Raw genomic sequence first — 17545 nt, 5'->3', positions numbered from 1 at the left:
TGGGGGAGGTTCATAGTGAATTATCTTTGTACTTAAATCACTTAATCTCTAAAATCATTGCTAGATCGATTGCATAATTCGTGCGAGTTCTTTTTCTAAAGCAGCGGGCTCGTTTGCATAATTGTAAATCCCTAAAAACTTCTCTATAGCCTCTGGATGGGAACTGATTAGCTTGTTGACAGCATCCTGTTGTTCAGATATGCGTTCATTCTTCGAAATTTGGCATCCCATGTGAAACCGAACCATAAACTCATCTTCTATTGCCTTTTGATATTCTTCAGACATTTGATTTGATTGATCGGATTGTCCCTTATATTTTGATAGAATATTGGATAATATACGTGCTCCACATATAGCATCATGGATACCCTGCGCCATGCCAGGATCTTTAAAACAAACTGCATCTCCAACCAACGCCCATCCTTTTCCCATTCCTTTATACCAGTAATTATCATATCCGAGAATGCCTTTGACCGGTTCTACTAGTTCTGCATTTTTCAAGCGCGCCCCAATTGTTGTATTCGGAAAGTTATCTGTAAAGAAATTGCGTAGACAGCTTTCCGGATTTAATTTCAACCGTTCTATCAATTCCTTATTTTCTAATGGGAAAATGCCGACAATTACATATAAATCATCATTCGTCGGAAAGAGAATGGCTGTGTTATCTTTTATCTTGTATACTTCAAATTTAGGGACATTATCGTGGCGAAATCCAGAGAAATACCCGAAATAGATGCCGACTGTTGCCGGAATACTTATTTTGAGTTCACTTTTTACCAGTTTGCGAATAATAGAGGATCGGCCGTCTGCCCCGACTACCAGGCGAGCTAAAAATTCTTGTTTCTCGTTGTCGCCGTCTAAACCTTTCACGCCTATCACTGTTTCGTCATCACGGATGACATCCGTCACACGAAATCCTTCTAAAACAGTTACATTCATTTGGGATTTGGCTTGTTCAAGTAGAATATGATCGAGATAAGTTCTTCTAATACAATAACAACTTTCCTCTCCGTAAACCTCAGGGATGAGACCTTCTATCACGGTATCCTCAAATTGAAATTTAATATCCCGTACCGGCGGTGCTTTTGTTTCCAATAACTTGTCCAGGACACCAGTTTCTCGAAGAAGAGCGACAGTATTATTGAAAAAGGTATGGGTTGATAATGTGTCCCTTGGAAAATTCGCTCGGTCCACTAACAACACATGGAAACCTGCCTTAGCAAGATAAATTGCCAGGGTAGAGCCGGCACATCTAGCACCGGTAATGATGACATCATACGTCTTATTCATCGTATCACTCCATTTTCAAGTATAATTATTAACTTGCTTATCCATTAGCAGGGTTCTAAAGTTAATGCCCCTACGAGTTAAAGTAATGGGGAAAATTGATAAGAATGCACTACATACATAAAGTATGGAAGCTAAAACGAAATAAGTACAGAAAATTCTCACCTGCTATACAATTAAAAAGAATTTGTGGTAAAAATCGGAATGATAATTTAAGTATTAAATAAAGGTCCGTTTACTTGTCTCGTGAAGAGTTAATAGATGTATATTCACAAAAATGGTTGTTAAAACATCGACTCCAAACTCCTTGTATAAAGTTTTGGAAATCAAGTCCATTTGCTATGTTAAATGCGCTATAATTTTGGGGTAGTCGTCCTTATCATATGTTGAATGAATTATATCCAAATCGTTTTAAAGAGTGGGAATTAAAAAAACGCCTACAGGATTCTGGACAAAAGAGAAGGGACTCGAAGCATTACGTTGGACAATTGAAGAAAAAGAAAAATTAACAAAAGTTGATTACAAATATATAGTAAAAGATGGTTAAGGGAACAAGGATTATCTACACCTTTACAAAGGTTTTGGAGAGGAAATATAAATTTAATGTAGCAAGATTTATATAAGGTTCCGTTACCCAAATGACATAAATCCTATACTAGGGGTCACTGTACATGCCCATCAATTTGAGATTATAAACAAACTGAACTTTCGTTTAGCTGGATTAAAACATTCTTAAAAATGCGCATACCAAATAAGCCCTAACGGGTTTCACTTTTTTAATTATGCAATTTTCATTTGTTTTCTCAATCCATTATACTCATAGACAACTCCCATAATATCAAATACAGTCTTCTTCTCATATCTGTGAGATTTTCGTCCATTCTTTTGTAGAAGATGAAACAGGCGGATTAAAATCTTTGTTATTTCTTGGGTGTTTTGCTGTGTGGCTTGATAAAGAATGTATAGATGGTCTTGAATCATTCCAATGGCTTTATATTCGCTTAATTCTCTTTTCTTCTTTTGTAAAATTAATTGTCGCATCTTAAACATAGTAGAAGAACATAGAAAAATAGCGATAAGTTTTCCGTAAATGTGGCATTCTAATCGCTCTCGTTTGATATTGTGCCAATCATGGATTTGAAATAAGGATTTCCAAGTTTTAAAGATAATTTCAATCTGCCAGCGAAGGGAATAAAAATCATGTATTTGTTCCATCGGAACCCATTCCAAAGGTGTATTGGTAACATAAATGTTCATACCAGCTAATCGTTTGCTTTTCTCTGAGTACGTAATACCCTTTTTATTTTCCGTATACACTTGTTTTTTCTTACGTTCTCGAAGTTGTTTTTCAGTTAAACGATATATAATAACTCGTGTAAATAGTTTTTTATCCTTTCCAATATAAGCATCTGTTATTTCATAGACCTGTCCTGGTTTTAAGGTATTCATAATGTGTTCTAAATCAACTTTGATGTACTGAGACTGTTTTTTTACTGTCCCATTTCGAAAGTATTCAGGAAACTCATTTTTGATATATACCATATTATTTAGTTTAAGCCGCGATATATAATACACGCCACGTTGGTCTATTTGATCTAAATCGTCCAGTGAATAATAGCCTAAATCCCGAATACATAGATCGCCAGGTCGTAAGGTCGCTAAACATTCTGTTCCAAAGGTCTTATCATTATTCTTCGCCGGTCCAACTTGAAAATTTAAAAACTGTCCGCTATGTAAATCATATTCTAATTGAATCTTTATACCCGCTGTTTGTGCACAACCCCTGACCCAGGATACACACTAGTTAAATGTTTTGTCACTTGAAAAATCGTTGCATCTAAAATACGAATCCGTTGAAAATAGGTAATTGAAGAGCTTGGAATCACTGATGTTTCACAAATTCTATTTTTTAATAATATGGAGAAAATATGTTTTTAAAAGCAAACAGCCTTCTTATTGAAACGTTTATTTAGTCCTTCTGGACTCATAAGAGTTCCTGTAACAGCATGAAGTTGACTACATACACAATCGCACTAAAGAATCACTCGCTACCCGTTGACTTATCCAGACACAGATAGTAGCTAAATCACGACCTGAAAACTTACACTTTCGTTGTACAAAGTCTAGTTCTCTAGCAAGCTTCTCTAAAAATGAAGGACTAAGATGTGGATATAATTCTTCAGCAAATAATTGTAGTTCACTTTGAATCGGGAGATTCATAAAAAACGTCATCCTTTCTAATCTAGCTTGTTTAGAAAGAATAACGTTTTTTATACCTTAGGATAGTGAAAACTTCGAGTTTTTCTTACAAATATCGTGAATTCATTTCGAATTAGCGAATTTTTCTGTTAATTAAAAGGGACAAACTTGGATATATATGCCAATATCAGGGGGGGTGTAAAGAAAACTGAAAAAATGGAGGCAATTATGAAAACTTTCATATATATGGTGAGACACGGGGATTCACCGAAATTTGGAAAAGAAGAGACAAGAGGATTAACTGAAAAAGGAAAATTAGATGTTCAACGAATAACAGATGCATTACAAGGTGAGGAAATCGACGTTGTTATCTCGAGTCCATACAAACGCTCAATTCTAACTGTTCAGCAGTTAGCGAAGCAAATAGGAGAAGAAGTTATAGTATTTGAGGACTTAAAAGAGAGAATTTTTATTGCTGAAGAGGAACGAATGTCGGATAAAGAATTATTCCCTTTGATAGAAAAGTCATTCATAGATCCCAACTTCGCTTTAATGGGAGGAGAGTCGAATGTCGACTGTCAGAAATGTGCTATAAAAGTTTTAAAAGAATTATAAAACACCTATCGAGGACAGAAAGTAGTATTAGGCACTCATGGAGCTGTAATGACTCTGATGATGGGATATTATGAAAGTAAGTATGATTTTAATTTTTTATTACAGACATCAAAACCAGATATATATAGAATGGAATTCAATGGGCAGGAATTGGTGGAAGTTAAAAGATTGTGGGAAATTTCATAGATTGACTTTATTCATCCATAGCTTACCTAAATGACGTGTATTATAAGAAAAAGGGTTACTACGGTAACCCTTTTTCTTATGACATTGACGGGGATTGAGTTTAACAATATAAAAATTCGGTTTCTTAGCGTACAAAACTCACGTTTTGTTCTTGCTATCCCGAGGTGAAATGGGAGGGAATGTTTTTGGGCAGGATATTTTTAAAGTTATTTTTTAAATCAATCCTATTTGTTTTCTTATGTGGTATTGTTGTTTTTTCTATATTTCAGATTATTTTTGTCTGGAGTGTTTCGACAGGATTAGGAAGAGATGATATAGTCGGGTTTTCTGATAATAAATATGTAATCGGTCGTCCACCTGTTAGCTATAATTTATATAAAAAAGATAGTGGGGAAACTATATTAGATAATGTTATTGGTTATAAAAAAGGAAAAACTAAAAGCTATATTCGGAATGAAATTGAGTTTGTAGTGATAAATGAGACAAAGGGTAGCTATGAATTGTATGAAATAGAAAAGGCTTCAGAAAAGGATATAGAACGGCTGAAAGAAATGAAGAAATTAGAATAAAAGAGACTATCTGAAAGATAAAAATGTCCACTAGTTATTGTTAGATCTAAAAAATGTTTTAGACTGATAACTGGGATTTATTTTATGAAAAGAATTATTATTAAAATAAAGCATTAGGGGTTCAGTACCATGCTCTCAAGCTAATATTTTGAGGAACTATCAACTTAAGAATTTTATAACACCCCAAAACAAAAAATTGTACATTTTCACATGAAGATGTCAATTTTCTCGTTTTGGAGGTATTTGTATTTCTTAGCTTGATAGCGATGTGGTGCTATCCCAATATGAATAATCGGGGGATATTACTTGTATCATGCAAGTAATTTGAAATATAATGCGTATTGTACAAAGTTCAAATTGTTTACTTGTTAATTTGTAAGAAGGGAAGGATGAAATGGGCAAAAAAGAGAAAGATAGCATTGAGATTATTGAGCATGAAATCGTCACGCTTATGCGTAGAGCTGATTTTAAGCGAACTTTGGATGGACATAAAGACAGCTTGGATCGTTCTGGTTATTTAATATTAAAGCTTTTGGCGGCTGAGGGTCCGCTTTCAATAAGAGTGATCGCGGAGATTTTCCATTTAAATATGTCTACTGTAAGCCGACAGGTACGAACACTGGAATCAGGCGGACTAGTAAATCGAAAGCCTGAGAAATCTGATGCAAGAGTTAGTATCATCAGTATGACTGATGATGGAAAAAATAAATTAGAATCATCGAGTAAGTACAGATGCGAAAGTTATATGGAAGTATTGGCAGATTGGTCGGAGGATGAAAAAAATATTTTCGCAAGCTTATTAACTCGTTTAAATCGAGCCATTGAAAAAAGAAGAAAATTACAATAGTGATTAAACAGGGGGACTAAATATGACATCATCATTAAATATTAACTTCAATAAAACAGCTCTAGTATTAATTGATTTACAAAAAGGAATTGTAGCTATGCCTGGAGGAGATGAAGTAGTAGAAAAATCGGTAAAGCTTGTTGAACGTTTTCGTAAAAAAGGTGGATTTATCGCTTTTGTTAAGGTTGATTTTCACGATGGAAAAGATTCGCTAAAACCTGTAATAGATAACCAAACAAGTGGTAGTACGATGGAAAAGCCTAAAGACTGGGCAGTGTTGGATCCAAGATTAAATGTCATGGACAATGATTATGTGGTGACGAAGCGTCAGTGGGGAGCATTTTTTGGAACAGATTTAGATATTCAGCTTAGACGACGTGAGATAGATACCATTGTACTTTGTGGTATCGCAACAAATATCGGTGTGGAAAGTACGGCACGTGAGGCCTTTCAATATGGATACAATCAAATCCTTATTACAGATGCAATGACAACCTTTAGTCCAGAAGAGCATGATATGTCGGTGCGATATATTTTTCCTAGGATAGGTCAGCTTCGTACAACAGAGCAATTTTTAGAACAGGTGAATAAATGAAAAATTGGCAAAACAAGCGGGGCTTATTCTTAACTGCTATAGCAACTGGTACGATGCTAAACCCGTTGAATTCTTCTATGATATCACTTGCTCTCCATAGTATACAAAAAGATTTCCAGCTTTCTTTTACGACTGTTTCATGGCTTATTTCTTCCTTTTACTTAGCCAGTGCAATCGGGCAGCCAGTTACCGGAAAGCTAGGAGACCTTATCGGAAGAAAACGAATGTTTCTAATTGGTTTGGTCTTAGTAGCTGTGTCAGCATTTGGTGCACCATTAGCTCCTACTTTTTCAATATTATTGATTATGCGACTAATTCAATCAGTTGGAAGTAGTGCCGTTTATCCAGCAGGTATCGGTCTAGTTCGAATGCATATCCAAGAAAAACAAGCATCTGCTCTGGCTGTTCTTTCAATCTTCTCATCTGCAATGGCTGCACTTGGACCGACAGTCGGTGGTTTTTTAATCGTTTGGGGAGGCTGGCCATCCATCTTCTTAGTGAATTTTCCATTTATTTTCCTAAGCTTCGTACTTGGATGGTATGTCTTACCGAAGGATTCTAAAGAAAATAAAATGAAGCTGAAAGCACTGATTAAACAAATGGATATTATGGGAATCCTGCTGTTTGCTGTAGGAATGATATTATTGTTATGGTTTTTATTATCTTTTAAAACCACCCCTCATTATTTATCAGGCATTTTAGGAGTGTTATTTCTCGGTGCTTTTGTATGGAGAGAACTGAAAGCGAGTACACCGTTTATTGATATACGACTTTTTAAATCACATCCTACTTTAACATGGGTGTATTTGCAATTTATCCTGCTTAATTTATTTAATTATTGCTTGTTCTTTGGCTTGCCAACCTATTTTCAGGATGAAATGGACTTTAGTATAAAAGAAAGCGGACTACTTATGCTATTTATGTCAGGTATCAGCATTGTTTTTTCTCCGATTTCAGCTAAATGGGTGGAGAAATCTGGAGCAAGACAGCCGATTGTATTTGGATCCTTTCTTATGCTAATTGGAGCTGTTTTGTTAACGATTTTCTTTATTCACGTTCCGCTAATTATTATGTGCCTAATTCTTATGCTAATTGGTATTAGCTATGGAATTGGAAATGTCGCCTTACAGGTAGCCATGCTTGATGCATCTCCAGCTAATATAGTTGGAACGTCATCCGGACTTTTTCAAACATGCCGTTACCTTGGCTCTATATTATCTTCTGTCGTCCTGGGATTAGTTTTTGGGGAAGAAATTACCCCAGGACATTTTGAAATCCTTGGTTCAGTCATGATTGCTGTAAGTATCATAAGTGTCCTCATGAATATGAAATTCTCAAAAGCGGCTTCACTTAAAGAGTAGACCTATAAAGGTTACTCAGCTTGTAGAGAAAGATACACTTTTTTCTTCACAAGCTTTTTTATTTAGTCTTATTTCTTTTTTTTCACGATTAGAATTTCTTAATAAAAAATTGAATAAAACAGATCGCTTTCCCTTATCCTAGCCTCGCTAGGTGGATTGCGATCTATTTCATATTTTGACACGCTGCAGTGAGTAGCACTTACTCACTCGCATTGTGTAATCCCCGTAACCTGCAATAGCGTAGCCTATGCAGTTCTTTTGAATCTGCGAAGCTTCACTCGAATTTCTCTTTTCTAAATTTATAGAGCATTTTTTCCAGAAACGGATAGTCTGTTAATATGCACCTTAAGTATGCAATTACCCCTTAACTATCAAGCTAACAAGAACAAGTTATCCCAAAACAATAAATACTAGCAACCTGCACAAAATTTTCGTTTTGGAGGTATTTGTATTTTTTAGTTTGATGGAGATATTTCTGTACCCCTAGATAGGTCTAAAAATTATACAGTTTTCTTTTGTCCTCTTAATCCAGTATACTCGTAAAAACCCCAAAAAACATTCTCATATGGGTGAAGTTTTCGTTGTTTTAGCTAGAAATATGTTCATTAACTGTGTATATAAATCATGGAGGATAGTTTAAAATCTAGAACGGTGAATCGTATCACAAATAAAGGGGAGTTTTGCAGACACCATTTTAAACTGATTGTTATGCTAGAGTTGCGTTAAATTACTTTTTGGGAAAAACTTATTTTACAGATGCTTCAAGTTCATTTAGGCGAAATAATAATGGAAAACCAGCGTTATATAATCAATTAATTACGAACATGCAAGGGGGCTTGTTAGGAGTGAAAATAAGCGAACTAGCACGATTGACCAATGTCAGCATACGATCCATCCGGCATTATGAAAATAAAGGACTTCTAAACGCCGATAGGTTGGAGAACAATTACCGGGATTTCGACGAATCGGCCATAGAGCGAGTCAAAGCAATTCAATTATACTTGAAGCTTGGATTAACAGCAGATGAGATTAAAGTATTGTTCAAGAGCGAAGCGGCAAATCCTGACGAATATGAATATTGCGAAGAGATGCTGGAAACGTATGTAAAAAAGCTAAGTAATGTGAATTATCAAATCGAAGCACTTCATGGATTAAAGAGATTACTGGAGAGGCAAATCGCTTTAACGATTAGGAAAAAGAGAAATGTTTAATGTAGAAATGGTCCCGAGCATGATGAGTTGCTCCGGGGCCATTTTTGTTTGTGTTGACATTGACACTAGTGTAATCCTTTATGATTTACTTAATTTCATCTGAAAGGGGTTTTTTCATTGAAAAGTAATAGCCAAAATGAGAAAAATGGTTCTGAAACTACAAACGCGGTTGGGAACCGAAAATCAGTAACAGTCATAGGATTAGGGCCGATGGGTCAGGCGATGGCAGACGTTTTTCTGGAATACGGGTACTCGGTGACTGTGTGGAACCGGACTTCAAGTAAAGCAGAGCAGCTTGTAGCAAAAGGAGCCATCAGGGTGTCCACGGTCAACGAGGCTTTAGCTGCTAACGAGTTGGTAATCCTTAGCCTTACAGATTACAATGTGATGTACTCTATTCTTGAACCCGTCTCTGAGAACTTATTCGGTAAGGTGCTCGTTAACTTGAGTTCGGATACTCCGGAGAAAGCTCGTAAGGCGGCTAAATGGTTGGAAGACCGTGGAGCACGGCATATTACTGGAGGGGTGCAAGTTCCACCGTCAGGCATAGGTAAATCGGAATCTTACACATACTATAGTGGTGATCGAGTGGTCTTCGAGGCTCACAGGGAGACCTTGGAAGTGTTAACAAGTACTGATTACCGGGGCGAGGACCCCGGATTAGCCATGCTATACTATCAGATACAGATGGATATATTCTGGACAGCAATGCTGAGTTACCTACATGCTCTTGCAATCGCTAACGCAAACGGCATTACGGCGGAGCAATTCCTACCATACGCTTCGGCGATGATGTCGTCACTGCCGAAATTCGTAGAGTTTTATACCCCGCGTCTCGACGAGGGTGAGCACCCTGGTGACGTGGACAGACTCGCAATGGGCTTGGCGAGCGTTGAGCACGTTGTTCATACTACCCAAGAAGCCGGCATCGACACCGCTTTGCCAGCAACTGTTTTGGAAGTCTTCAGGCGCGGCATGAAGACTGGTCATGCCAGTGATAGCTTCACCAGCCTCATTGAAATCTTCAAAAATTCCGATATTCGTTCATAAAAAATAGGCCATTCCTTTCGGGATGGCCTTTAATGGGGCACGGAAACATCGCCATCAAGCTAAGGAAAAGAAGATACCCTCAAACCGAAAAAATGAGCTTTTTTATTACAAATTAGCATAAAATCTTGTTCAGGGGGTAGTTGTATTTTCTTAGCTTTATAACGATGTGACGGTACTCCTTATACACTATATAAAGAAAAAGCACCCTAAAGTGCCTTCCTCTGACTTGAACCACTTTAACTTTAATAACATCATTTTACAACTACAAATATATCTTTAATCTTTCATATAATATTTTATCATTTTTTTCAGTTAATTGCATGTAACTGAAAAAAATAGGCTATTTCTTGTAAACTCCTTTTCTCCATACCCACTCAATAGGACCATAGCGGAAATATTTACTCCAAATTTTGCTGAATATTATTTGTACAAATATAATTAAAAGTCCGAAGATACATAGTTGCCAGTAATATACGTGTGAGACATCTTTAAAGTACAACGAAAGAATGACAAGAGTTAGTATACTTTGACTAATGTAATTTGTTAAAGCATATTTACCTACGTTCATAAAGGGCTGCAGCCACTCTATATATTTTTTATTCTCACAAACTCTAAGTAGGGTACAAATATAGAATATAGCTAGCGTTTTCCCTCCAAATAGAATCCATAGTTGTATATCCTGAGAGTAATAGACATCCGTTTTTATAAAGTAGTAGATAATAGGATAGGAGAGAAGACATGAAATACATAATGAACTCCACTGTAAAAATCTAATTTGCTTTATTAATTCCGGTACCCTTTTAAAAATATTTTTCTTGCCAGACCATAAACCGATTAAAAATAACCCTATATATTCCGGAATTCCTATTAGTAGTTGATGGGATTCCTCTATCATCAGAAAGAATAGACGTGCTTTTACTTGTTGTAAATAATGTGTAAATAGATTTACATTGTGATTGGTAGTGTTGCCTGTAAACATATATTGATAGTAATTTGGTACTTCAGGAAAAGAAGAACTTGCTCGCAAAAATAGAATAATATGTAATACATAACTAACTAGTAGGAAATTACAACCAGCTATAAAAATAAGCTGAGTAGATCGCTTATAAAAGAACAATAGAATAAATCCAGCTATAGCATACGCATGTAGAATATCTCCATACCAAAGAAAGGTGAAGTGGAGTAAACCGAAGACTAGTAAGATACACAGTCTCCGACTAAACAGCCTATACATGGGATATCCTTTTGCTTTTGTATTTTTCATAAAAATGTAAAATCCTACTCCAAATAAGAATGCGAAAATAGTATAGAATTTTGCCTGTATAAACAAATCTACTAAAAAACGAATCACTTTATCTGTACCAATATAACCTGCTTGATTAAAGGGATCTAGTCCCGTCATAGTGGGTAGATTAGCAAACAGGATACATAGTATGGCTATACCTCTTATTATGTCTAACGAATGAATCCGGACGTTTTGTTGCATGTTAATTCTCCTTTCTTACAAAGAAAAACGAGCACTATACTAGCTAGCGCTCGAATTACGTCTTGCAAAGAATCCATCATAGGTAGCAGCTGAAACAGCTCCTTCTAAACGCTCAACTTCTTCACCTCTGTTATAAGCTACAACAACTGGAGTACCTGGAATGTCGAACTCTTGAAAGGCACTTTGATTTTCTGGTGTAGAGATATCAATACGATAAATAGTTCTATCATGCTTTTTTGACATACGATTGATATCTGGTGCAGCTTTTTTACAAAAATGACAGGTAGGTTGATAGTAATACGCAATGAACTCTTCATGGGATTGTATTTTTTCCTTTAATTCTTCTTTTGAAATATCTTTTATATTTTCAGGTAATCTTTTTACATCTGCAGCAGATACAATTGTTTTTTCCGGTGTTATAGTTTCTGTTTTGACTGATTCATTCTTAGTTAAAGTAAAGATCGCGATACATGCAACGCATAAAGTTGTGATAACTGTACCGATTTTGTAGACTTTTTTCATAGTAAATTCCTCCTTAAAATAAAAAAAAGGACAAACCTCGCCCGAGTTAACTGGGCGTAAGGTTTGTCCTTCACGCTACGTACAATAGAGTATAAACAATGGAAACAAATTTTCTATCTATATAATACCATAAGATTTATATAGAATGCTATAAGAATTTTAAAAGAAAAACAAAGGAACAACTTAATCATAAAATTTCATGTACCAGATTACATATTAAAAACAATAAACAACATAACAAGGGGATTCTCTGTGGTGTATCCAGCTGATAGGGACACTATCCCTCTCCAATAAGCATAAAATCATTCAACAAACACATCTCAAAAAGTGTGTGTACTTATGAAGTGTGTCTTAAGTACATTTTGATACCTTTTGAAGTTGTTTACGCTGCAAAGAATATACTATATGGGGTACGGAAACGATTATCGGTATGAGGGGCCACTCTGGGATTTAATCACAAATCAAAAAAGAACTTTATTCAAGAATTTTGATAAGTGCTATTGGTAGGGGAAATATGCAATTATGCATATTTATATTTTTTTATTTTAATAACAATGAAACCTAATATATAATTGAAAGGTTTTTTACGAATTGATAAGGAGATGCGAGTTTGAAGAAAATCAAAGGACTTATATTATCATTATTTTAATTATTTTCTACCTATGCACCAATGTTTACAGAGGAAGTCGAAGTTTTAAATCAAATAGGTCGCGTCAAAGAGAAAGGAGACTGGTATTATTATGGATCTTGTCAACATAATGCGAATTTTATACTAAGGGATTTTCAAATTAAAAAAATTAGTTTTTCTGTATATTAAGAAGGTTCTATAAACGGACTGCTACATTAAAAAAATGAAACATCTTATGAATTAATTATTGTTTAGACAGAATGACTTAGGTTGTCCTTATGCGAAATATCAGTATGAATAGAAATTTGATAATCATATAAAATGCCGTAAATGAGGGATAAAATAAGTGCTGATTTTGCAATGATATTTTTAACAATTGAATAGGAGCTATTATGAATACAATTAAGAGATTATTTTTAAGTTTTATGGTATGTATTTTATTATTCAGTACAGTAGGAACAGCGTATGCAGAAGAAAATGGTCAAGTGAATTCATCATCTTTTATTGACGTCCCTAAAACTCACTGGGCGTATAAAGAAATGATGTATATGGCGGAAAATAAGATTATAACAGGATACGGAAATGGGTATTTCGGTGCAGCCGATCCTATTATTCGCGAACATCTTGCTGCTTTCTTGTATCGGTATTTAAAACCGCAAGATAGTACAAATAATCCATTTGTTGATATTGGTGACAGCAATTTCAAAAAGGAAATCTTGGCACTTACTGCACGGGGTGTATTTAGCGTAAATGCAGAGAAACAATTCAACCCCAAAAATAATATGACACGCGCTGAAATGGCTGCAGTGCTTGTTAGAACATTCGATTTAAAACCGCAAGGGAATTTTGAATTTACGGATATGAAAGGTCACTGGGCCAACGAATATGTCAAAATATTAGCTGGGAATAAAATAACAAATGGTACAGGGGACGGCAATTTTAACCCAAATGGCATTGTTACTAGAGAGCAATTTTCTATGTTCTTATATAGGACGATTATGAAAGTAACAGATATGCAAAATGATGAATCAGTTGGTTGGGTGAAGGAGAAAGAGAATTGGTACTATTACAACAAAGATGGTAGTAAGCAAAGAGATAACATTACGTTAGATGGAATAGAGTACTCCTTTTTTAAAGATGGAAGGCTATTCCAAGGGAGAAAGCAGGTAGGAAAAGATACTTTATATTATAGTGAACCTGGTAAACTAAAGACTGGCTGGAGTTTTTCTGCAACTTCATGGAGCTATTTAAAAGATGGGAAGTATGTGACAGGAACATTTACCTATCAAGGAAAACCATTTGAAATTAATAAGTATGGGGATATGGAAAAGGGATGGATTACTCTACGTTCTGCTGTTAAAAGAATCTATCCAAAGCCAGAAACAAAATTTTTATTGAAATCTAAACCTGTAAAGGATGGAGATGTTTTAGAAGTTATCTCAAAACAAGGTTTATGGTACCAAGTCAAATATCAAGGGGAAATCGGATATGTCCGGGTACTAGAGTCAGTTATAATTGGTGAATCACCAGTTCGTTCATGGGATGTAGCAAAAGAAGCAACGAATTTGTCTCATTTTATGATAACTGAGTATCATAAAGATCCCGAAAAATACTTTCCACCAAATATTCAAAAGAAATTTGATAAACAACTTGATAGTGATCTAAATGTTCTTGCGAATGGATTACAATGGATTGATCAATTAAAAGAAGCACTCTATTTAGATAATAAACAAGGGTGGGTACAAGAAGAAGGAAAATGGACGTATTATAAAAAAGACGGGCAAAAAGTAACAGGTTTCCAATCAATTGATGGGAAACGTTATTATTTTGGTACCGATGGGGTTATGCAATCAGGATGGGTACATACAAATGGATATGATTATTATCTGGGTACCGATGGCGTGGTGCAAACTGGAATCCAACATATTGACGGAAAAACCTATTACTTTGGCCCGTTAGGTCCTGTACAATCTGGATTTACACATGTTGATGGGAAACCGTATTATTTTGATGCTTCTCATGAATCAAGAAATGGTTGGATGAAACAAGAGTTTAATTGGTATTTACTACAGCCTTCAGGTGCATTACAAACAGGAGATTTTACATATAAAGATAAGAAATTCTCCTTTAATCAAGATGGAGAAATGGTTAAAGGGTGGGTTACATTAGAATCCCTTGTTAAAAAAGTATATCCTGAGGCAGACTTGAAAAAAGCATTACGTGCAAAAAGTGTAAATAAAGGTGAAGTAATAGAAGTAGTGGGGAAAGTCGGTTCTTGGTATGAGGTTAATTACCAAGGAGAAAAGGGATATGTGCGCATTCATGATGCCATTATTTTTGATCAGGAGGCTAAAAGTCCACTCACTTTGCTTGATGGAAAAGTAAAGATATTTGAAGGTGTATTAGACTATTTAAAAAGTGATGAAACACTCATAAATAACACGATTAAGATTTTAGAAGAAGAAGAAAATCGTTTGGTAGATGATGCAGAGAATTGGGAAAGTATTTCAAGGAACGTAAACAACGCAAAGCAAGATGTACAGTATAAAATACAAGTGATGAAAGAAGCACATGGTAAGTTACAAGAACTAGTAAATGCAATGAAAGGTGATATAAAAAATTTAACCGTTACCCAAAGGAAAGAACTTGTAAAATTACTTGGAGCTGATGGAAAAGAATTACTAGATTTTGGTGTAGAGACATACAGTTTTATACTCCAGTATTATGAATCACTTATTGAGGCCTATGTTGGTTATTATCAAGCATTAGATGTGGTTTCGGCCAAAGCCATTGAATGTCAAAATGAAATTAATAAAGATATTCATCAAATCACATTGAATATGCAAGAGTTATCGAAGGGGTTATCTGGTGTAGTTAAAGATTTAGGACCAGTTGTAAATAGCTCCATTAATCTGAAACATTCCATTGATGAGGCAAAACCTGGGATGGAGGAACTTGTACAAGTAACAAGAAAAAACACTCCAATTATTGCGCAAGATTTACAAGCATTGGATGCGAAAGTCCCAGGATTCTTCACAGATTTCAACATGGGATTAGACCTTGCAAATACATTTATGGACTCAGCTAATAAAATAGCAAGTCATAAGATTGATATACCTGCTGCTGCCATCAATGTTGGAAATATTGACTTGAGTAATGCACTACGTGATTTAGGTGGCGATCCATCTAGAGTATATGATCGTAAAAATGATGGAGATGTATCATTCGTATTGGGTATGACGCCTATAATTGGTACAGGTAAAGAAATTGGACAACTCATCAAAGGGGAAGACTTAGTAACAGGTCAAAAATATGATCCAGAAGATTATGTATGGGGTACATTGGCTGTCGTCTCTGGTGGTACAACACGGGTTATCGGTAAAGTTGTAGGGAAGGTTGGAGACCTTGAGAAGAAAGGTAAGGCTTTAGAAGCGGCAGCCAAAAATACAAAATTCACGAAATATCCTACGGGTTTTGATGAAGTCGCTCAGTATATAAAACAAAATAAGAAATTACCGGATAATTTCATCACAAAGCAACAAGCTGAAGCTTTAGGATGGGATAGAAAGAAAGGAAATCTCCACGAAGTAGCTCCAGGAAAAAGTATTGGTGGAAATGTTTATTATAATCATGAAAGGCTATTACCAAGTGCTCCAAATAGGACTTGGTATGAAGCGGATATTAATTATTCATCAGGGTATCGAGGTAATGATAGAATTCTTTATTCTAATGATGGATTAGTGTATAAAACTTCTGATCATTATAAAACGTTTACCGAAGTAAAATAGGGAATAGAGGGATTAAATTTATGGATATAGTAAAATTAGATGGAAGAACATTTACTAGTAAAGAAGTATTGCACCAAATATTAAAAAAACAATTAGATTTCCCTAGTTTTTATGGGGAAAATGCAGATGCTTTGTGGGACTGTTTAACTGGATTTATAGGTCTTCCTATAACAATAGAATGGGAATCTTTCGAGAGTACTCAAAAAATGTTAGGACCTTATGCGGATTTAATTTTAAAAATATTTCAAGATGCACAAAATGAAATGCCAGGTAAGTTCTATATTGTTGTAAAATAATTAAAAGGAGATCTTAGGTAAAAATAAAAACCGTGGAAATATTTAATTTCTACGGTTTTTATTGTATCAATTAGGTTTTCTTTCATAGTGGCCCCTCATACCTCGAATCGTTTCCGTACCCCTATATCTAAAGGTGTGCCTTTTTGAAGGGATAATGGAAGTAAGTTGATTTCGTAATAAATTGGGTTTTTAACATTTTACAATCAATACCTTGTTAATACTGTGTAAAATATTCCAAGGATATTTTTTGAATAATTTAAAAATTAAAAATAAGTTTGTTTCCAAAGTTCCAATTAACCATACCATATATAGAATTAAATAAGTTTTTATGGAGGTTTAATTTATGAATCAACCTATTTATTACTATCACCCTTTTGACCAATATTGCTATTACAGCTCATTTAACGATGGACATTTTTCAGATTATAATAGACAAATAATTCGGCCAATTTATTCGTTTCCTCACATACCGGGACATTCCCCGTTCATAACAGATACACAAATGCTGTGGAGACTTATTTTCGCAAAAAGAATAAAGGAGGGGAAAGGTCCGATACACAGGAGTCCTCGTTTAGATAAAGTAGCCACATTAAAAGCGCATGATATGGCTAATATTAATGCTTGTCCTGCGAGTCATTACAGCTCAACCTTTGGTGGAGACGAGGGTATTATGTTATCACAAGCTGGTATTTCTGGAGCAGCAGGTTGGATTATTTATTGTGGAAAACCTGGGACATATGCCGATGCTTTTAATTGGTGGATGAACATTAGTACTCATGGTCATAGAGAAAATATTTTAAATCCTCGTTGGAATGCCCTTGGTGTAGGAAAAGCCACATCGCAAGATGGAACGGTTTACTGGTCAGTAATTTTCCATGAAAATTGGTCTGTATGATGAATCCCCA

The 17545-nt window shown here is 35.2% G+C and carries 13 protein-coding genes and 3 pseudogenes; 11 read left to right on the top strand and 5 right to left on the bottom strand.

The features are described 5' to 3' along the window. Positions 1-60: 60 nt before the first annotated feature. A complete protein-coding gene (locus tag MR107_RS16680) occupies positions 61-1290 on the bottom strand; it encodes an NAD(P)/FAD-dependent oxidoreductase (protein WP_001044754.1) in 1230 nt (409 codons plus the stop codon). A gap of 415 nt (positions 1291-1705) precedes the next feature. Here MR107_RS16680 and MR107_RS31380 point away from each other — a divergent pair, with 415 nt between their 5' ends. Further along, entirely contained in the window at positions 1706-1834 is a 129-nt protein-coding gene (locus tag MR107_RS31380) for a hypothetical protein (protein WP_255854486.1), read from the top strand. A gap of 233 nt (positions 1835-2067) precedes the next feature. On the opposite strand, the pseudogene MR107_RS16675 reads toward MR107_RS31380, so the two are convergent. After that, a pseudogene (locus tag MR107_RS16675) lies at positions 2068-3507 on the bottom strand (IS4 family transposase). A gap of 207 nt (positions 3508-3714) precedes the next feature. On the opposite strand from MR107_RS16675, the pseudogene MR107_RS16670 reads away from it, so the two are divergent. From MR107_RS16670 to MR107_RS16650, 5 genes and pseudogenes are all read left to right on the top strand, one after another. Further along, positions 3715-4287: pseudogene (locus MR107_RS16670) on the top strand (histidine phosphatase family protein). A 185-nt stretch (positions 4288-4472) separates the two neighbouring features. Further along, entirely contained in the window at positions 4473-4856 is a 384-nt protein-coding gene (locus MR107_RS16665; protein ID WP_149216838.1) for a hypothetical protein, read from the top strand. A 394-nt stretch (positions 4857-5250) separates the two neighbouring features. Beyond that, complete coding sequence (locus MR107_RS16660; protein WP_000516603.1) at positions 5251-5703, top strand: MarR family winged helix-turn-helix transcriptional regulator; 453 nt, start codon at positions 5251-5253, stop codon at positions 5701-5703. 22 nt (positions 5704-5725) lie between these two features. Then, positions 5726-6298 carry an isochorismatase family protein gene (locus MR107_RS16655; RefSeq protein WP_242292545.1) on the top strand — a complete coding sequence of 191 codons (573 nt, stop codon included), beginning with the start codon at positions 5726-5728 and terminating at the stop codon, positions 6296-6298. Continuing rightward, on the top strand, positions 6295-7659 hold the full coding sequence (locus tag MR107_RS16650; protein WP_242292544.1) for an MFS transporter: 1365 nt from the start codon (positions 6295-6297) through the stop codon (positions 7657-7659). Before MR107_RS16655 ends, MR107_RS16650 begins: the two co-directional genes overlap by 4 nt. A 163-nt stretch (positions 7660-7822) precedes the next feature. On the opposite strand, the pseudogene MR107_RS16645 reads toward MR107_RS16650, so the two are convergent. After that, a pseudogene (locus MR107_RS16645) lies at positions 7823-8003 on the bottom strand (transposase); the annotation flags it as partial. Positions 8004-8504: 501 nt separating this feature from the next. Between MR107_RS16645 and MR107_RS16640 the strand changes: the two are divergent. Beyond that, positions 8505-8870, top strand: coding sequence for a MerR family transcriptional regulator (locus MR107_RS16640; RefSeq protein WP_242292543.1), 366 nt, complete (start codon positions 8505-8507; stop codon positions 8868-8870). Positions 8871-8987: 117 nt separating this feature from the next. Beyond that, entirely contained in the window at positions 8988-9920 is a 933-nt protein-coding gene (locus MR107_RS16635) for an NAD(P)-dependent oxidoreductase (RefSeq protein ID WP_242292542.1), read from the top strand. Positions 9921-10260: 340 nt separating this feature from the next. Here MR107_RS16635 and MR107_RS16630 read toward each other — a convergent pair whose 3' ends face one another. Next, positions 10261-11406: a DUF418 domain-containing protein gene (locus MR107_RS16630; protein WP_242292541.1), complete on the bottom strand. Its 1146-nt coding sequence runs from the start codon at positions 11404-11406 to the stop codon at positions 10261-10263. Positions 11407-11445: 39 nt separating this feature from the next. Then, positions 11446-11928 carry a thioredoxin family protein gene (locus tag MR107_RS16625; protein WP_242292540.1) on the bottom strand — a complete coding sequence of 161 codons (483 nt, stop codon included), beginning with the start codon at positions 11926-11928 and terminating at the stop codon, positions 11446-11448. A 1020-nt stretch (positions 11929-12948) separates the two neighbouring features. On the opposite strand from MR107_RS16625, the gene MR107_RS16620 reads away from it, so the two are divergent. The 3 genes from MR107_RS16620 to MR107_RS16610 all read left to right on the top strand — a co-directional run bounded on the left by MR107_RS16620 (position 12949) and on the right by MR107_RS16610 (position 17535). Continuing rightward, positions 12949-16344 carry an S-layer homology domain-containing protein gene (locus tag MR107_RS16620; protein WP_242292539.1) on the top strand — a complete coding sequence of 1132 codons (3396 nt, stop codon included), beginning with the start codon at positions 12949-12951 and terminating at the stop codon, positions 16342-16344. A gap of 20 nt (positions 16345-16364) precedes the next feature. Beyond that, on the top strand, positions 16365-16640 hold the full coding sequence (locus MR107_RS16615) for a barstar family protein (RefSeq protein WP_098675511.1): 276 nt from the start codon (positions 16365-16367) through the stop codon (positions 16638-16640). Between the two features lie 343 nt (positions 16641-16983). After that, positions 16984-17535: a CAP domain-containing protein gene (locus MR107_RS16610; RefSeq protein WP_242292538.1), complete on the top strand. Its 552-nt coding sequence runs from the start codon at positions 16984-16986 to the stop codon at positions 17533-17535. Positions 17536-17545 lie beyond the last annotated feature (10 nt).

Origin of the sequence: Bacillus cereus group sp. BfR-BA-01441, from assembly GCF_022663075.1 — a bacterium.
GTDB lineage: Bacteria > Bacillota > Bacilli > Bacillales > Bacillaceae_G > Bacillus_A > Bacillus_A cereus.
Note: the sequence above shows the minus strand (reverse complement) of the source record. Positions and strands in the feature narration are given on the sequence as shown.